The following is a 13,176-nucleotide window of genomic DNA, read 5'->3' as shown; positions in this document are numbered from 1 at the left end:
CCGGCCGGTCGTGGTCACGAGCCATGCTCCCTCGGCCGATAGGCTTTCATCCCGTTCGCCCACTAAAGTCAGTGAACCATTCGTCCCGATCAACCCACCCGCGCGAGATGGTGCCGTCGTCCGATATCTGCTCCGCTTCGTACCACTCAGGGGATGTCGCTGCGTCGGAAGGCGAACCGCGTGTGTTCCATGTAGGTCAGTTCGTCCGCCTCTGCGGCCGGAACTGAGCGCTTCGGCGGCTATCGCGCCGCAGAAAGTCGGTTTCGCGCCGCAATCTCCCCGCATGCTGTGGTTGAAGGCGCAATTCCCGGCGGAATTCGGCAATTCATGTTGCCCATTCCAAAACTCTGGGCTATAGTGTAAGGCTACCCGTGTCTCCGGGTGGTGGGTTGGCCGTTTTGGCCTTGCGCAGTCCTCTTTAGCGCAGCCCTTTTAAGCGCAAATGCAGCGCAACTGCGCAAACACAGTTTTCGTGTATCAATCAGCCCCGGCCAATCGCAGCTGGGAATGGAGCAAACCATGAGCCTTGGCCTTGTAGGTCGCAAGGTTGGCATGACCCGTATTTTCACGGACGACGGTGATTCGATTCCCGTTACCGTGGTCGAGGTCGGCGACAACCGCGTGACGCAAATCAAGACGGACGAGACCGACGGTTACACCGCGGTTCAAGTCACCTTCGGCGCACGACGCGCAAGCCGCGTCACCAAGCCGCTGGCGGGTCACCTCGCCAAAGCCGGCGTGGAAGCCGGCGAAATCATCCGCGAATTCCGTATCGATGCAGCCAAGGCTGCCGAACTGCAAGCTGGCGGTTCGCTGTCGGTCGACCTGTTCGAAGTCGGTCAGAAGATCGACGTGCAGGGCGTGACCATCGGTAAGGGCTACGCCGGTACCATCAAGCGCTATCACTTCGCCTCCGGCCGTGCCACCCACGGTAACTCGCGCTCGCACAACGTGCCGGGCTCGATCGGTATGGCGCAGGATCCGGGCCGCGTGTTCCCGGGCAAGCGCATGACCGGCCACCTGGGTGATGTCACCCGTACCGTCCAGAACCTGGAAATCGCCAAGATCGACGCAGAGCGCAAGCTGCTGCTGGTCAAGGGCGCCATCCCCGGCTCCAAGGGCGGCAAGGTCATCGTTACCCCGGCCGTCAAGGCCAAAGCCAAAGCTTAAGGAGCGGAATCAATGGAACTCAAGCTCCTCCAGGACAATGGCCAGATCGGCGCCGGCGTAGCCGCCTCCGCCGAAGTGTTCGGCCGTGACTACAACGAGGCCCTCGTTCACCAGATCGTCGTCGCTTACCAGGCCAACGCTCGCAGCGGTAACCGTAAGCAGAAGGACCGTGAAGAGGTCAAGCACACGACCAAGAAGCCGTGGCGCCAGAAGGGTACGGGCCGTGCTCGTGCCGGTATGTCTTCCTCGCCGCTGTGGCGCGGGGGCGGCCGTATCTTCCCGAATTCGCCGGAAGAGAACTTCAGCCAGAAGGTCAACAAGAAGATGTTCCGTGCCGGCATGCGCTCGATTTACTCGCAGCTCGCACGTGAAGGCCGTATCAATGTGGTGGACGGTTTCACCGTCGACGCGCCCAAGACCAAGCTCTTGGCCGACAAGTTCAAGGCCATGGGCCTGGACTCGGTGCTGATCATCACCGACAGCCTCGACGAAAACCTCTACCTGGCTTCGCGCAACCTGCCGCACGTGGCAGTTGTCGAGCCGCGCCAGGCTGACCCGCTGTCGCTCGTGCACTACAAGAAGGTGCTGGTGACCAAGGCGGCTGTCGCGCAGATCGAGGAGTTGCTGAAATGACGCAAGTAGCCAAGAACGATCATCGTTTGATGCAGGTGCTGCTCGCGCCGGTGGTTTCCGAAAAGGCAACCCTGGTCGCCGACAAGAATGAACAAGTCGTGTTCGAAGTGGCTCGCGATGCCAACAAGGCAGAAGTGAAGGCCGCCGTCGAACTGCTGTTCAAGGTCGAGGTGCAGTCCGTTCAGATCCTGAACCAGAAGGGCAAGCAAAAGCGCTTTGGCCGTTTCATGGGGCGTCGCAACCACGTGAAGAAGGCCTACGTTTCGCTGAAGCCGGGTCAGGAAATCAATTTTGAAGCGGAGGCCAAGTAATCATGGCACTCGTCAAGACCAAGCCGACTTCCCCGGGTCGTCGCTCGATGGTGAAGGTGGTCAACAAGGACCTTCACAAGGGCGCTCCCCACGCTCCGCTGCTGGAAAAGCAATTCCAGAAGTCGGGCCGTAACAACAACGGTCATATCACCACCCGCCACAAGGGCGGTGGTCATAAGCACCACTACCGCGTGGTCGACTTCAAGCGCAACGACAAGGACGGTATCGCCGCCAAGGTCGAGCGCCTGGAATACGATCCGAACCGCAGCGCGAACATTGCGCTGGTGCTGTTCGCCGACGGCGAGCGCCGCTACATCATCGCCACCAAGGGCATGGTTGCTGGCCAGGCGCTGCTGAATGGTGCTGAAGCCCCGATCAAGGCTGGCAACAACCTGCCGATCCGCAACATTCCGGTTGGTACCACGATCAACAACGTGGAAATCCTGCCGGGCAAGGGCGCCCAAGTCGCCCGTGCTGCTGGCGGTTCCGCCGTGCTGCTGGCCCGCGAAGGCCTGTACGCTCAGGTGCGTCTGCGCTCCGGTGAAGTGCGTCGCGTGCACATCGAGTGCCGCGCCACCATCGGTGAAGTGGGCAACGAAGAGCACAGCCTGCGCGTCATCGGCAAGGCCGGTGCGACCCGTTGGCGCGGTATCCGCCCGACGGTCCGCGGCGTTGTGATGAACCCGGTCGACCACCCGCACGGTGGTGGTGAGGGCAAGACCGCTGCCGGTCGCGATCCTGTGTCGCCGTGGGGTACCCCGGCCAAGGGCTACCGCACCCGCAGCAACAAGCGCACGGACAGCATGATCGTCCAGAAGCGCCACAAGCGTTAATCGGTAGGTAGGAGCTAAAGATATGACTCGTTCCGCTAAAAAGGGTCCGTTCTGCGACGCCCACCTGCTGAAGAAGGTGGAAGCGGCCGTAGGCGGCAAGGACAAGAAGCCCATCAAGACGTGGTCGCGCCGCTCGACCATCATGCCGGAATTCATCGGCCTGACGATCGCCGTGCACAACGGCCGTCAGCACGTGCCGGTGTATGTCACGGAAAACATGGTTGGCCACAAGCTCGGCGAATTTGCGCTCACCCGCACGTTCAAGGGCCACGCGGCTGACAAGAAAGCGAAGAGGTAAGGTGCCATCATGGAAGTGAAAGCGATTCATCGCGGTGCCCGCATCTCCGCCCAGAAGACGCGCCTGGTCGCTGACCAGATCCGCGGTCTGCCGATCGAGCGCGCGCTCAATGTCCTGACGTTCAGCCCGAAAAAGGCTGCCGGGATCGTGAAGAAGGTGGTCGAATCGGCCATCGCCAACGCTGAGCACAACGAAGGCGCCGATATCGACGAACTCAAGGTCAAATCGATCTACGTCGACAAGGCGACCTCGCTCAAGCGCTTCACCGCACGGGCGAAGGGCCGCGGCAACCGCATCGAGAAACAAACGTGTCACATTACTGTGACGCTCGGCAACTAAGGAGTCACGATGGGACAGAAGATTCATCCGACTGGCTTCCGTCTGGCCGTCAGCCGTAACTGGGCTTCGCGTTGGTACGCCAACAACACGAAGTTTGCCGGCATGCTGAAGGAAGACATCGAAGTTCGCGACTTCCTGAAGAAGAAGCTGAAGAACGCATCGGTTGGCCGCGTGGTCATCGAGCGCCCCGCCCGCAATGCCCGTATCACCATTTACAGCTCGCGTCCGGGCGTGGTGATCGGCAAGAAGGGCGAGGACATCGAACTGCTGAAGGCTGAACTGCAGCGTCGCATGGGCGTGCCCGTGCACGTGAACATCGAGGAAATCCGCAAGCCGGAAACCGATGCTCAGCTGATCGCCGATTCGATCACGCAGCAGCTCGAGCGCCGCATCATGTTCCGCCGCGCCATGAAGCGCGCCATGCAGAACGCGATGCGCCTGGGTGCCCAGGGCATCAAGATCATGAGCGCCGGCCGCCTGAACGGTATCGAAATCGCACGTACCGAGTGGTACCGCGAAGGCCGTGTGCCCCTGCACACCCTGCGCGCCGACATCGACTACGGCTTCTCCGAAGCAGAAACCACCTACGGCATCATCGGTGTCAAGGTGTGGGTCTACAAGGGTGATCACCTCGGCCGCAACGAAGCGCCGGTGGTGGAAGAGCCGCAGGACGACCGTCGTCGTCGCCCGGGTCGTCCGGAAGGCCGCCGCCGTGAAGGCGAAGGCCGTCCGGGTGGCAACCGCCGCGGTGGTGCCGGTGCCGGTCGCCGCGCTGCGCCTGGTGCAGATGGGAAGAGTGGAGAATAACGATGCTGCAACCTAAGCGCAGAAAGTACCGCAAGGAGCAGAAGGGCCGCAACACGGGTAAGGCTACCCGTGGCAACGCCGTGTCTTTCGGCGAATTCGGCCTGAAGGCCATGGGCCGTGGCCGCCTGACGGCTCGCCAGATCGAGTCGGCACGTCGTGCGATGACCCGTCACATCAAGCGTGGCGGCCGCATCTGGATCCGGATTTTCCCGGACAAGCCGATCTCGAAGAAGCCCGCTGAAGTCCGTATGGGTAACGGTAAGGGCAATCCGGAGTACTACGTGGCTGAAATCCAGCCGGGCAAGATGCTCTACGAGATGGATGGTGTGAGCGAAGATCTGGCGCGTGAGGCCTTCCGCCTCGCGGCTGCCAAGCTGCCGATCGCCACCAATTTCGTGGTGCGCCAGGTCGGGACGTAAGGAGAGCAGGGATGAAAGCATCCGAACTTCGCGGCAAGGACGCCGCAGGCCTGAACCAGGAGCTCTCCGAGCTGCTGAAGGCCCAATTTAGCCTGCGCATGCAAAAGGCGACCCAACAGCTGCAGAACACCAGCCAGCTGAAGAAGGTTCGCAAGGACATCGCGCGAGTGCAAACCGTGCTGACTGAGAAGGCGAACGCGAAATGACTGAAGCTGCAAAAACGGAAACGTCGCTTCGCCGCACCCTCGTCGGTCGTGTGGTAAGCGACAAGATGGACAAGACCGTCACGGTCTTGGTTGAAAACCGCGTCAAGCATCCCCTGTACGGCAAGTACGTGCTGCGTTCCAAGAAGTACCACGCACACGACGAAGCCAACCAGTACAAGGAAGGCGACAAGGTCGAAATCCAGGAAGGCCGTCCGCTGTCGCGGACCAAGTCCTGGGTGGTTTCCCGGCTGGTAGAGGCTGCACGCGTCATCTAAGAACAACAGTTCTTAGCTTGACTTGCAAGTCCAGGATTATGTGGCTATAATCCTGGACTTCCGCTTTATTGCGTTCGCCTTAGTTGTACCACCCGGGCGGGCCTGTTGAGCGAGCCAGGGCCAGGTGGCCCGACGTCTGTCGGGAGTGCCAGGTTCCTACCGACTCAAAGTTGATCAACCCATACGGGTCTGGCGCAAAGCCGGAGCCTACGGGACCAAGACTGACCGGCAGGCGTTTATGCACCTGGCGGATTAAGTTGGGAAGACAAACACCATGATTCAGACAGAAAGCCGGCTCGAAGTGGCCGATAACACTGGTGCGCGCGAAGTGCTGTGCATCAAAGTGCTGGGTGGGTCCAAGCGCCGCTACGCGAGCGTGGGCGACATCATCAAGGTGACCGTCAAGGACGCAGCGCCGCGCGGTCGCGTGAAGAAGGGCGATATCTACAACGCCGTGGTCGTGCGTACCGCCAAGGGCGTGCGCCGTGCGGACGGTTCGCTCGTCAAGTTCGACGGCAATGCCGCCGTCCTGCTGAACAACAAGCTCGAGCCGATCGGCACCCGTATCTTCGGGCCGGTGACTCGTGAACTCCGTACCGAGCGCTTCATGAAGATCGTGTCGCTCGCTCCGGAAGTGCTGTAAGGAGCCGCCATGAACAAGATTCGCAAAGGCGACGAAGTCATCGTCCTGACCGGCAAAGACAAGGGCAAGCGCGGTACCGTGCAAGCCGTGCTCGGCGACAAGGTTGCAGTGGAAGGCGTGAACGTTGCGAAGAAGCACGCCCGCCCGAACCCGATGCTGGGCACCACCGGTGGTGTGGTCGACAAGGTCATGCCGCTGCATATTTCCAACGTTGCGCTCGTGGATGCCAATGGCAAGCCGTCGCGCGTCGGCATCAAGGTGGAAGACGGCAAGCGCGTGCGCGTGCTGAAGACCACCGGCGCCGTCGTGGCAGCTTGATTCTGGGCACGTTTAGGAGTTGAGCATGGCAGCACGTCTGCAAGAGTTCTACAAAGAAAAGGTTGTGCCGAAGCTGATCGAGCAGTTCGGTTACAAGTCGGTCATGGAAGTGCCGCGCATCACCAAGATCACCCTGAACATGGGTCTTGGCGAAGCCATCAATGACAAGAAGATCATTGAAAACGCTGTCGGCGACCTGACCAAGATCGCTGGCCAGAAGCCCGTGGTGACGAAGGCCAAGAAGGCCATCGCCGGCTTCAAGATCCGCCAGGGCTACCCCATCGGTGCGATGGTGACCCTGCGTGGCGAGCGCATGTTCGAATTCCTCGATCGTTTCGTCACCGTGGCCCTGCCGCGCGTGCGTGACTTCCGTGGTGTGTCGGGCCGTTCGTTCGACGGTCGTGGCAACTACAACATCGGTGTGAAAGAGCAGATCATTTTCCCCGAAATCGAGTACGACAAGATCGACGCACTGCGTGGTCTGAACATCAGCATCACGACGACGGCAAAGAACGACGAGGAAGCGAAGGCGCTGCTCGGTGCGTTCAAGTTCCCGTTCCGCAATTAAGGGGTAACCGTGGCTAAACTGGCTCTGATTGAACGTGAGAAGAAGCGCGCCAAGCTGGTGGCGAAGTATGCTGCCAAGCGCGCCAACCTCAAGGCCATTATTGACGACCAAGAAAAGTCGGAAGAAGAGCGTTACAACGCGCGCCTCGAGCTGCAACAGCTCCCGCGCAACGCGAACCCGACTCGCCAGCGCAACCGCTGCGCGATCACCGGTCGTCCCCGCGGTACCTTCCGCAAGTTTGGCCTGGCGCGTAACAAGATCCGCGAAATCGCCTTCAAGGGCGAAATCCCGGGTCTGACGAAAGCCAGCTGGTAATTACGCACAGGCTACAGGAGAAACAGTATGAGCATGAGCGATCCTATCGCCGATATGCTGACGCGCATCCGCAACGCCCAGGGCGTGCAGAAAGCGTCGGTTGTCATGCCGTCGTCGAAGCTGAAAGTGGCAATCGCCAAGGTCCTGAAGGACGAAGGCTACATCGATGACTACGCCGTCCAGGAAGAGGGTGGCAAGGCACAACTGAGCATCGGCCTGAAGTACTACGCCGGCCGTCCGGTGATCGAGCGCATCGAACGCGTCTCGAAGCCCGGCCTGCGCGTGTACAAGGGCCGCAGCGACATCCCGCAAGTGATGAACGGCCTCGGTGTGGCGATCATCTCGACCCCGCAGGGTCTGATGACCGACCGCAAGGCTCGCGCCACCGGCGTGGGCGGCGAAGTTCTCTGCTACGTCGCTTAAGGAGAGAACGATGTCCCGTGTAGGTAAGGCTCCCATCGCGCTGCCCAAGGGCGCGGAAGTGAATGTGGCGGCTGGCGTGCTCTCCGTGAAGGGGCCGCTGGGTACGCTGTCGCAACCGATTCACAGCCTGGTCAAGGTCAATGTCGAAAACGACACGCTGACCTTCTCGCCGGCTGACGAGTCGCGTGAAGCAAACGCCCTGCAAGGCACCATGCGCGCCCTGGCGGCAAACATGGTCAAGGGCGTGACCACCGGTTTCGAGCGCAAGCTGAACCTCGTTGGCGTGGGCTATCGTGTCCAGCTGCAAGGCGCTGCGCTGAAGCTCCAGCTTGGTTTCTCGCACGACGTGATCCATGAGATGCCGGAAGGCGTGAAGGCGGAAACGCCGACGCAGACCGAGATCATCATCAAGGGTGCGGACAAGCAGAAAGTCGGTCAGGTTGCCGCGGAAGTCCGCGCGTACCGTCCGCCTGAGCCCTACAAGGGCAAGGGTGTGCGTTACAGCGACGAGCGCGTCATCCTGAAGGAAACCAAGAAGAAGTAAGGGGTGCAATGATGAACAAGAAAGACGCTCGTTTGCGCCGTGCACGTCAGACCCGCGCCAAGATCGCGGAGATGAAAGTCAATCGTCTGACCGTGTTCCGTACGAATTCGAACATTTACGCCCAGGTCTTCTCCGAGTGCGGCACCAAGGTGCTGGCTTCGGCTTCGACCGTCGAGGCAGAAGTGCGCAAGGAACTGGAAGGCAAGGGCGCTACCGCCGCTGCGGCCACCGTGATTGGCAAGCGTATCGCCGAAAAGGCGAAGGCTGCCGGCGTGGAAACCGTCGCCTTCGACCGCGCTGGTTTCCGTTTCCACGGCCGCGTGAAGGCCCTGGCTGACGCTGCCCGCGAAGCCGGCCTCAAGTTCTAAGCGCAAGAGAGAGATACGTCATGGCAAAGATGCAAGCAAAAGTCCAGCAGGACGAACGCGACGACGGCCTCCGCGAGAAGATGATCTCGGTCAACCGTGTCACCAAGGTGGTGAAGGGTGGCCGGATTCTCGGTTTCGCTGCGCTGACCGTGGTGGGTGACGGCGATGGCCGCATCGGCATGGGCAAGGGCAAGGCCAAGGAAGTGCCGGTGGCAGTTCAGAAGGCAATGGACGAAGCCCGTCGCAAGATGGTCAAGGTCTCGCTGAAGAACGGCACGCTGCAACACGAAGTCGTTGGCAAGCACGGCGCCGCCAAGGTGCTGATGATGCCCGCCAAGGAAGGTACCGGCGTGATCGCCGGCGGTCCGATGCGCGCGATCTTCGAAGTGATGGGCGTCACCAACGTGGTGACCAAGTCGCATGGCTCCACCAACCCGTACAACATGGTTCGCGCCACGCTGGACGGCCTTCAGAAGATGAGCACGCCGAGCGAAATCGCCGCCAAGCGTGGCAAGTCGGTCGAAGACATCCTGGGTTAAGGTGAACGCAATGTCGCAGAAAACCGTAAAAGTGCAACTCGTGCGCAGCCTGATCGGCACGCGCGAGGATCATCGCGCCACCGTACGTGGCCTGGGCCTGCGCCGCATCAACTCGGTGTCGGAGCTGCAGGACACGCCCGCCGTGCGCGGCATGATCAACAAGGTCTCGTACCTGGTCAAGGTTCTGGCCTGATACCGGGACTTCGGAGAGCAAGATGCAACTGAACAACCTGAAACCGGCCGCCGGTTCGAAGCACGCCAAGCGTCGCGTCGGCCGCGGTATCGGCTCCGGCCTGGGCAAGACCGCCGGTCGCGGTCACAAGGGTCAGAAGTCGCGTTCGGGCGGCTTCCACAAGGTGGGCTTCGAAGGCGGTCAAATGCCGCTGTACCGTCGCCTGCCGAAGCGCGGCTTCACGTCGCTGACCAAGGCCTTCACGGCCGAAGTCTCGCTGCGTGACATCGAGCGCCTGGAAGCGGCCGAAGTCGATCTGCTGGTCCTGAAGCAAGCTGGCCTGGTGGGTGACCTGGTGAAGAGCGCCAAGGTCATCAAGGCTGGCGAGCTGACCCGCAAGGTGACGATCAAGGGTCTGGGCGCCACTGCTGGCGCCAAGGCCGCGATCGAAGCCGCTGGCGGCCAGATCGCAGAATAAATCGGCAGCAGTCATCGCAGCATAGGCAGTCATAGTCGGAGCATCGTTTGGCCACGGCGAAACCCAATGCAAGCGCGCAAGCCAGGAACACGGCGAAGTACGGCGACCTCAAGCGCCGGCTGATGTTCCTGGTGATGGCCCTGATCGTTTACCGCATCGGAGCGCATATTCCGGTGCCGGGCATCGATCCGGACCAGCTCGCGAAGCTTTTCCAGAGTCAGTCGGGTGGCATCCTCGGGATGTTCAACCTGTTCTCGGGCGGGGCGCTGTCGCGCTTTACCGTCTTCGCGCTCGGCATCATGCCGTACATCTCGGCGTCGATCATCATGCAATTGCTGACGATCGTGCTGCCGCAGCTGGAGTCGCTGAAGAAGGAAGGGCAGGCAGGTCAGCGCAAGATCACGCAGTACACGCGTTACGGCACCGTGGTTCTGGCCACGTTCCAGGCGCTGTCGATCGCGGTCGCGCTGGAGTCGCAGCCTGGGCTGGTGATCGATCCGGGCCTGATGTTCCGGGCTACGGCGGTGATCACGCTGGTGACCGGCACGATGTTCCTGATGTGGCTGGGCGAGCAGATCACCGAGCGTGGTCTGGGCAACGGCATCTCGATCATCATTTTCGGCGGTATCGCGGCGGGCCTGCCCAACGCGATCGGCGGACTGTTTGAACTGGTCCGCACGGGTTCCATGAGCATCATCGCGGCGATTTTCATCGTGGCGATCGTGATCGGTGTGACCTTCGCCGTGGTGTTTGTCGAGCGTGGCCAGCGCAAGATCCTGGTGAACTATGCCAAGCGTCAGGTCGGCAACAAGGTGTACGGCGGCCAGTCGTCGCACCTGCCGCTGAAGCTGAACATGGCAGGGGTGATTCCGCCGATCTTCGCATCGTCGATCATCCTGTTCCCGGCGACGATTGCGGGCTGGTTCACGTCCCAGTCGACGGGTGCGGTTGGCAGGTTCATCAAGGACCTTGCAGCCACGCTGTCGCCGGGCCAGCCGGTCTACATCCTGCTGTACGCTGCTGCGATTATATTTTTCTGCTTCTTCTATACGGCTCTGGTGTACAACAGCCGGGAAGTGGCAGACAACCTGAAGAAAAGCGGTGCCTTCATTCCGGGCATTCGTCCGGGCGAGCAGACGACGCGCTACATCGACAAGATTCTGGTGCGCCTGACGCTGGCTGGTGCGATCTACATCACACTGGTCTGCCTGTTGCCGGAATTCCTGGTGCTGCGCTGGAACGTTCCGTTCTATTTTGGCGGGACCTCGCTGCTGATCATCGTGGTCGTCACGATGGACTTCATGGCACAGGTTCAGTCCTACGTCATGTCGCAGCAGTATGAATCGTTGCTGAAGAAGGCGAACTTTAAGGGCAACCTGACCCTGCGCTGATTCAGATCGGTACAGACTAGGTATGGCTAAAGACGACGTCATCCAGATGCAGGGGGAGGTCCTCGAAAACCTCCCGAACGCGACGTTCCGCGTCAAACTGGAGAATGGCCACGTAGTACTCGGCCACATCTCCGGCAAGATGCGAATGCATTACATCCGGATACTTCCGGGTGACAAGGTGACGGTCGAACTGACTCCATACGATCTGTCGCGCGCACGGATCGTCTTCCGGACGAAGTGAGCGAACTGGAATTGAAGGAAGAGGAAAAATTATGAAAGTGCTGGCTTCTGTTAAGCGCATTTGCCGCAACTGCAAAATCATCAAGCGCAACGGTGTCGTGCGCGTGATCTGCTCGTCGGATCCCCGCCACAAGCAACGCCAAGGCTAATCGGAAAGAGGATTGACGAATGGCACGTATCGCAGGGGTTAACATCCCGAACCACAAGCACACCGAAATCGGCCTGACGGCCATTTATGGTGTCGGCCGCTCGCGCGCTCGCAAGATTTGCGAGGCCACCGGTGTACCGTTTGACAAGAAGGTCAAGGATCTGACCGACGCCGATCTGGAAAAGCTTCGTGACGAAGTGGGCAAGATCACGGTCGAGGGTGACCTGCGTCGTGAAACCACGATGAACATCAAGCGTCTGATGGACCTTGGTTGCTATCGTGGCATGCGTCACCGCAAGGGCCTGCCCATGCGCGGTCAGCGTACCCGTACCAACGCCCGTACCCGCAAGGGTCCGCGCAAGGCCGGCGTGGCTCTGAAGAAGTAAAGCCGAAGGCAGAGGAAGAAACTAATGGCAAAAGGTCCGAATAACGCCGCTCGCGCGCGTAAAAAGGTCAAGAAGAACGTTGCCGACGGCATTGCGCACGTCCACGCTTCGTTCAACAACACCATCATCACGATCACCGACCGCCAGGGCAATGCCCTGTCGTGGGCGACCGCCGGTGGCCAGGGCTTCAAGGGTTCGCGCAAGTCGACCCCGTTCGCTGCCCAGGTTGCTGCCGAGAACGCCGGCCGTGTGGCGCAAGACCAGGGTATCAAGAACCTGGAAGTGCGCATCAAGGGCCCGGGCCCGGGTCGTGAGTCGGCTGTCCGCGCGCTGAACGCGCTGGGCATCAAGATCGCGATCATCGAAGACGTCACGCCGATTCCGCACAACGGCTGCCGTCCGCCGAAGCGCCGCCGCATCTAAGCGATGGCGTGTCCGGACCGGCGGGTTTACCTGCCGGTTTCGGATATGGTAGTATCGCACGCTGACCTGCTGCATCTGATGCGGCAGGTTTTCGTTTTGCGCGGCGAGAATGTTGCCTTGAGCGCATTTCGCGCCTGCGCGTAGCAAAATGCTTTTTGCGTTGTACCCGGCAACGGGGCACGCTTCATAAGCCCACCGTCCGTCACGGTCTCCGGGAATTCCCGGTAGGACAGCGTTGACGGACTCGCGGCGCGTCAAGACAGGCGCCGTGATCGATCAAAGGAAGACAACGTGGCACGTTATACCGGCCCGAAGGCCAAACTTTCCCGCCGTGAAGGCACCGACCTGTTCCTGAAGAGCTCGCGCCGTTCGCTGGCCGACAAGTGCAAGCTGGACAGCAAGCCGGGCCAGCACGGCCGCACCTCGGGTGCACGCACCTCCGACTACGGCAACCAGCTGCGCGAAAAGCAGAAGGTCAAGCGCATCTACGGTGTGCTCGAGCGCCAGTTCCGCCGCTACTTCGCTGAAGCCGACCGCCGCAAGGGCAATACCGGCGAAAAGCTGCTGCAGCTGCTGGAATCGCGTCTGGACAACGTGGTGTACCGCATGGGCTTTGGCTCGACCCGCGCTGAAGCGCGCCAGCTGGTGTCGCACAAGGCGATCCTGGTGAACGGCCAGGCCCTGAACGTGCCGTCGGCCCAGATCAAGTCGGGCGACGTGATCTCCATCCGCGAGCAGTCGAAGAAGCAAGTGCGCATCGCTGAAGCGCTGTCGCTGGCCGAGCAGTCGGGCTTCCCGACCTGGGTCGCCGTGGATGCCAAGAAGTTCGAAGGCACCTTCAAGCAGGCTCCGGATCGCGCAGACATCGCCGGCGACATCAACGAAAGCCTGATCGTCGAACTGTACTCGCGTTAATCCGCCGGACCGCC

The 13,176-nt window shown here is 60.9% G+C and carries 26 protein-coding genes; all 26 read left to right on the top strand.

What is annotated here, in order from left to right:
- Positions 1-519 precede the first annotated feature (519 nt).
- The 26 genes from rplC (at position 520) to rpsD (ending at position 13,162) form a co-directional block, all read left to right on the top strand.
- On the top strand, positions 520-1,170 hold the full coding sequence (rplC, locus tag CupriaWKF_RS16020; RefSeq protein WP_224081394.1) for a 50S ribosomal protein L3: 651 nt from the start codon (positions 520-522) through the stop codon (positions 1,168-1,170).
- Between the two features lie 12 nt (positions 1,171-1,182).
- On the top strand, positions 1,183-1,803 hold the full coding sequence (rplD, locus tag CupriaWKF_RS16015; RefSeq protein WP_276098792.1) for a 50S ribosomal protein L4: 621 nt from the start codon (positions 1,183-1,185) through the stop codon (positions 1,801-1,803).
- On the top strand, positions 1,800-2,114 hold the full coding sequence (gene rplW, locus CupriaWKF_RS16010; protein WP_006576245.1) for a 50S ribosomal protein L23: 315 nt from the start codon (positions 1,800-1,802) through the stop codon (positions 2,112-2,114). The genes rplD and rplW overlap by 4 nt, the downstream gene beginning before the upstream one ends.
- Positions 2,115-2,116: 2 nt before the next feature.
- Positions 2,117-2,947, top strand: coding sequence for a 50S ribosomal protein L2 (gene rplB / locus CupriaWKF_RS16005; RefSeq protein ID WP_011299310.1), 831 nt, complete (start codon positions 2,117-2,119; stop codon positions 2,945-2,947).
- A 22-nt stretch (positions 2,948-2,969) separates the two neighbouring features.
- Positions 2,970-3,245, top strand: a complete 276-nt coding sequence (gene rpsS, locus CupriaWKF_RS16000) for a 30S ribosomal protein S19 (protein WP_011299309.1) — start codon at positions 2,970-2,972, stop codon at positions 3,243-3,245.
- A gap of 9 nt (positions 3,246-3,254) precedes the next feature.
- The gene (gene rplV, locus CupriaWKF_RS15995) at positions 3,255-3,584 is read left to right on the top strand and encodes a 50S ribosomal protein L22 (RefSeq protein ID WP_003271370.1); all 330 of its coding nucleotides are present in this window, start codon (positions 3,255-3,257) and stop codon (positions 3,582-3,584) included.
- Between the two features lie 9 nt (positions 3,585-3,593).
- Positions 3,594-4,391, top strand: coding sequence for a 30S ribosomal protein S3 (gene rpsC / locus CupriaWKF_RS15990; RefSeq protein WP_276098791.1), 798 nt, complete (start codon positions 3,594-3,596; stop codon positions 4,389-4,391).
- Positions 4,392-4,393: 2 nt separating this feature from the next.
- On the top strand, positions 4,394-4,810 hold the full coding sequence (gene rplP, locus CupriaWKF_RS15985; protein WP_010812391.1) for a 50S ribosomal protein L16: 417 nt from the start codon (positions 4,394-4,396) through the stop codon (positions 4,808-4,810).
- 11 nt (positions 4,811-4,821) lie between these two features.
- A complete protein-coding gene (gene rpmC, locus CupriaWKF_RS15980) occupies positions 4,822-5,016 on the top strand; it encodes a 50S ribosomal protein L29 (RefSeq protein ID WP_008642937.1) in 195 nt (64 codons plus the stop codon).
- A complete protein-coding gene (gene rpsQ, locus CupriaWKF_RS15975) occupies positions 5,013-5,291 on the top strand; it encodes a 30S ribosomal protein S17 (protein ID WP_011299307.1) in 279 nt (92 codons plus the stop codon). The genes rpmC and rpsQ overlap by 4 nt, the downstream gene beginning before the upstream one ends.
- Before the next feature lie 274 nt (positions 5,292-5,565).
- Positions 5,566-5,934: a 50S ribosomal protein L14 gene (gene rplN / locus CupriaWKF_RS15970; RefSeq protein WP_006576237.1), complete on the top strand. Its 369-nt coding sequence runs from the start codon at positions 5,566-5,568 to the stop codon at positions 5,932-5,934.
- A 9-nt stretch (positions 5,935-5,943) separates the two neighbouring features.
- Positions 5,944-6,252, top strand: coding sequence for a 50S ribosomal protein L24 (rplX, locus tag CupriaWKF_RS15965; protein WP_011299306.1), 309 nt, complete (start codon positions 5,944-5,946; stop codon positions 6,250-6,252).
- A 25-nt stretch (positions 6,253-6,277) separates the two neighbouring features.
- On the top strand, positions 6,278-6,820 hold the full coding sequence (rplE, locus tag CupriaWKF_RS15960) for a 50S ribosomal protein L5 (RefSeq protein ID WP_011299305.1): 543 nt from the start codon (positions 6,278-6,280) through the stop codon (positions 6,818-6,820).
- 9 nt (positions 6,821-6,829) lie between these two features.
- Positions 6,830-7,135 (top strand): 30S ribosomal protein S14, encoded by a 306-nt coding sequence (rpsN, locus tag CupriaWKF_RS15955; RefSeq protein ID WP_276098790.1) that lies wholly within the window; start codon positions 6,830-6,832, stop codon positions 7,133-7,135.
- Between the two features lie 27 nt (positions 7,136-7,162).
- A complete protein-coding gene (gene rpsH, locus CupriaWKF_RS15950) occupies positions 7,163-7,558 on the top strand; it encodes a 30S ribosomal protein S8 (RefSeq protein WP_276098789.1) in 396 nt (131 codons plus the stop codon).
- A gap of 10 nt (positions 7,559-7,568) precedes the next feature.
- On the top strand, positions 7,569-8,102 hold the full coding sequence (gene rplF / locus CupriaWKF_RS15945) for a 50S ribosomal protein L6 (RefSeq protein ID WP_276098788.1): 534 nt from the start codon (positions 7,569-7,571) through the stop codon (positions 8,100-8,102).
- An 11-nt stretch (positions 8,103-8,113) separates the two neighbouring features.
- A complete protein-coding gene (gene rplR, locus CupriaWKF_RS15940; RefSeq protein WP_276100838.1) occupies positions 8,114-8,470 on the top strand; it encodes a 50S ribosomal protein L18 in 357 nt (118 codons plus the stop codon).
- Between the two features lie 20 nt (positions 8,471-8,490).
- Positions 8,491-9,009 (top strand): 30S ribosomal protein S5, encoded by a 519-nt coding sequence (gene rpsE / locus CupriaWKF_RS15935; protein WP_011299302.1) that lies wholly within the window; start codon positions 8,491-8,493, stop codon positions 9,007-9,009.
- A 10-nt stretch (positions 9,010-9,019) separates the two neighbouring features.
- Complete coding sequence (rpmD, locus tag CupriaWKF_RS15930) at positions 9,020-9,202, top strand: 50S ribosomal protein L30 (protein WP_010812381.1); 183 nt, start codon at positions 9,020-9,022, stop codon at positions 9,200-9,202.
- A 22-nt stretch (positions 9,203-9,224) separates the two neighbouring features.
- Positions 9,225-9,659, top strand: a complete 435-nt coding sequence (gene rplO / locus CupriaWKF_RS15925; protein WP_276098787.1) for a 50S ribosomal protein L15 — start codon at positions 9,225-9,227, stop codon at positions 9,657-9,659.
- A gap of 47 nt (positions 9,660-9,706) precedes the next feature.
- Positions 9,707-11,050 carry a preprotein translocase subunit SecY gene (gene secY, locus CupriaWKF_RS15920; RefSeq protein WP_276098786.1) on the top strand — a complete coding sequence of 448 codons (1,344 nt, stop codon included), beginning with the start codon at positions 9,707-9,709 and terminating at the stop codon, positions 11,048-11,050.
- Between the two features lie 22 nt (positions 11,051-11,072).
- On the top strand, positions 11,073-11,291 hold the full coding sequence (gene infA / locus CupriaWKF_RS15915; RefSeq protein ID WP_029047590.1) for a translation initiation factor IF-1: 219 nt from the start codon (positions 11,073-11,075) through the stop codon (positions 11,289-11,291).
- A gap of 31 nt (positions 11,292-11,322) precedes the next feature.
- Positions 11,323-11,439 carry a 50S ribosomal protein L36 gene (gene rpmJ / locus CupriaWKF_RS15910; protein ID WP_008642959.1) on the top strand — a complete coding sequence of 39 codons (117 nt, stop codon included), beginning with the start codon at positions 11,323-11,325 and terminating at the stop codon, positions 11,437-11,439.
- A gap of 19 nt (positions 11,440-11,458) precedes the next feature.
- Positions 11,459-11,824, top strand: a complete 366-nt coding sequence (gene rpsM, locus CupriaWKF_RS15905) for a 30S ribosomal protein S13 (RefSeq protein WP_276098785.1) — start codon at positions 11,459-11,461, stop codon at positions 11,822-11,824.
- Positions 11,825-11,848: 24 nt separating this feature from the next.
- Positions 11,849-12,247 (top strand): 30S ribosomal protein S11, encoded by a 399-nt coding sequence (gene rpsK, locus CupriaWKF_RS15900; RefSeq protein WP_010812376.1) that lies wholly within the window; start codon positions 11,849-11,851, stop codon positions 12,245-12,247.
- A 291-nt stretch (positions 12,248-12,538) separates the two neighbouring features.
- Positions 12,539-13,162, top strand: coding sequence for a 30S ribosomal protein S4 (rpsD, locus tag CupriaWKF_RS15895; protein WP_276098784.1), 624 nt, complete (start codon positions 12,539-12,541; stop codon positions 13,160-13,162).
- Positions 13,163-13,176 lie beyond the last annotated feature (14 nt).

Origin of the sequence: Cupriavidus sp. WKF15 (genome assembly GCF_029278605.1) — a bacterium.
Taxonomy (GTDB): Bacteria; Pseudomonadota; Gammaproteobacteria; order Burkholderiales; family Burkholderiaceae; genus Cupriavidus.
The sequence above is the reverse complement of the archived record's forward strand: the minus strand, read 5'-3'. Positions and strand labels throughout refer to the sequence as shown.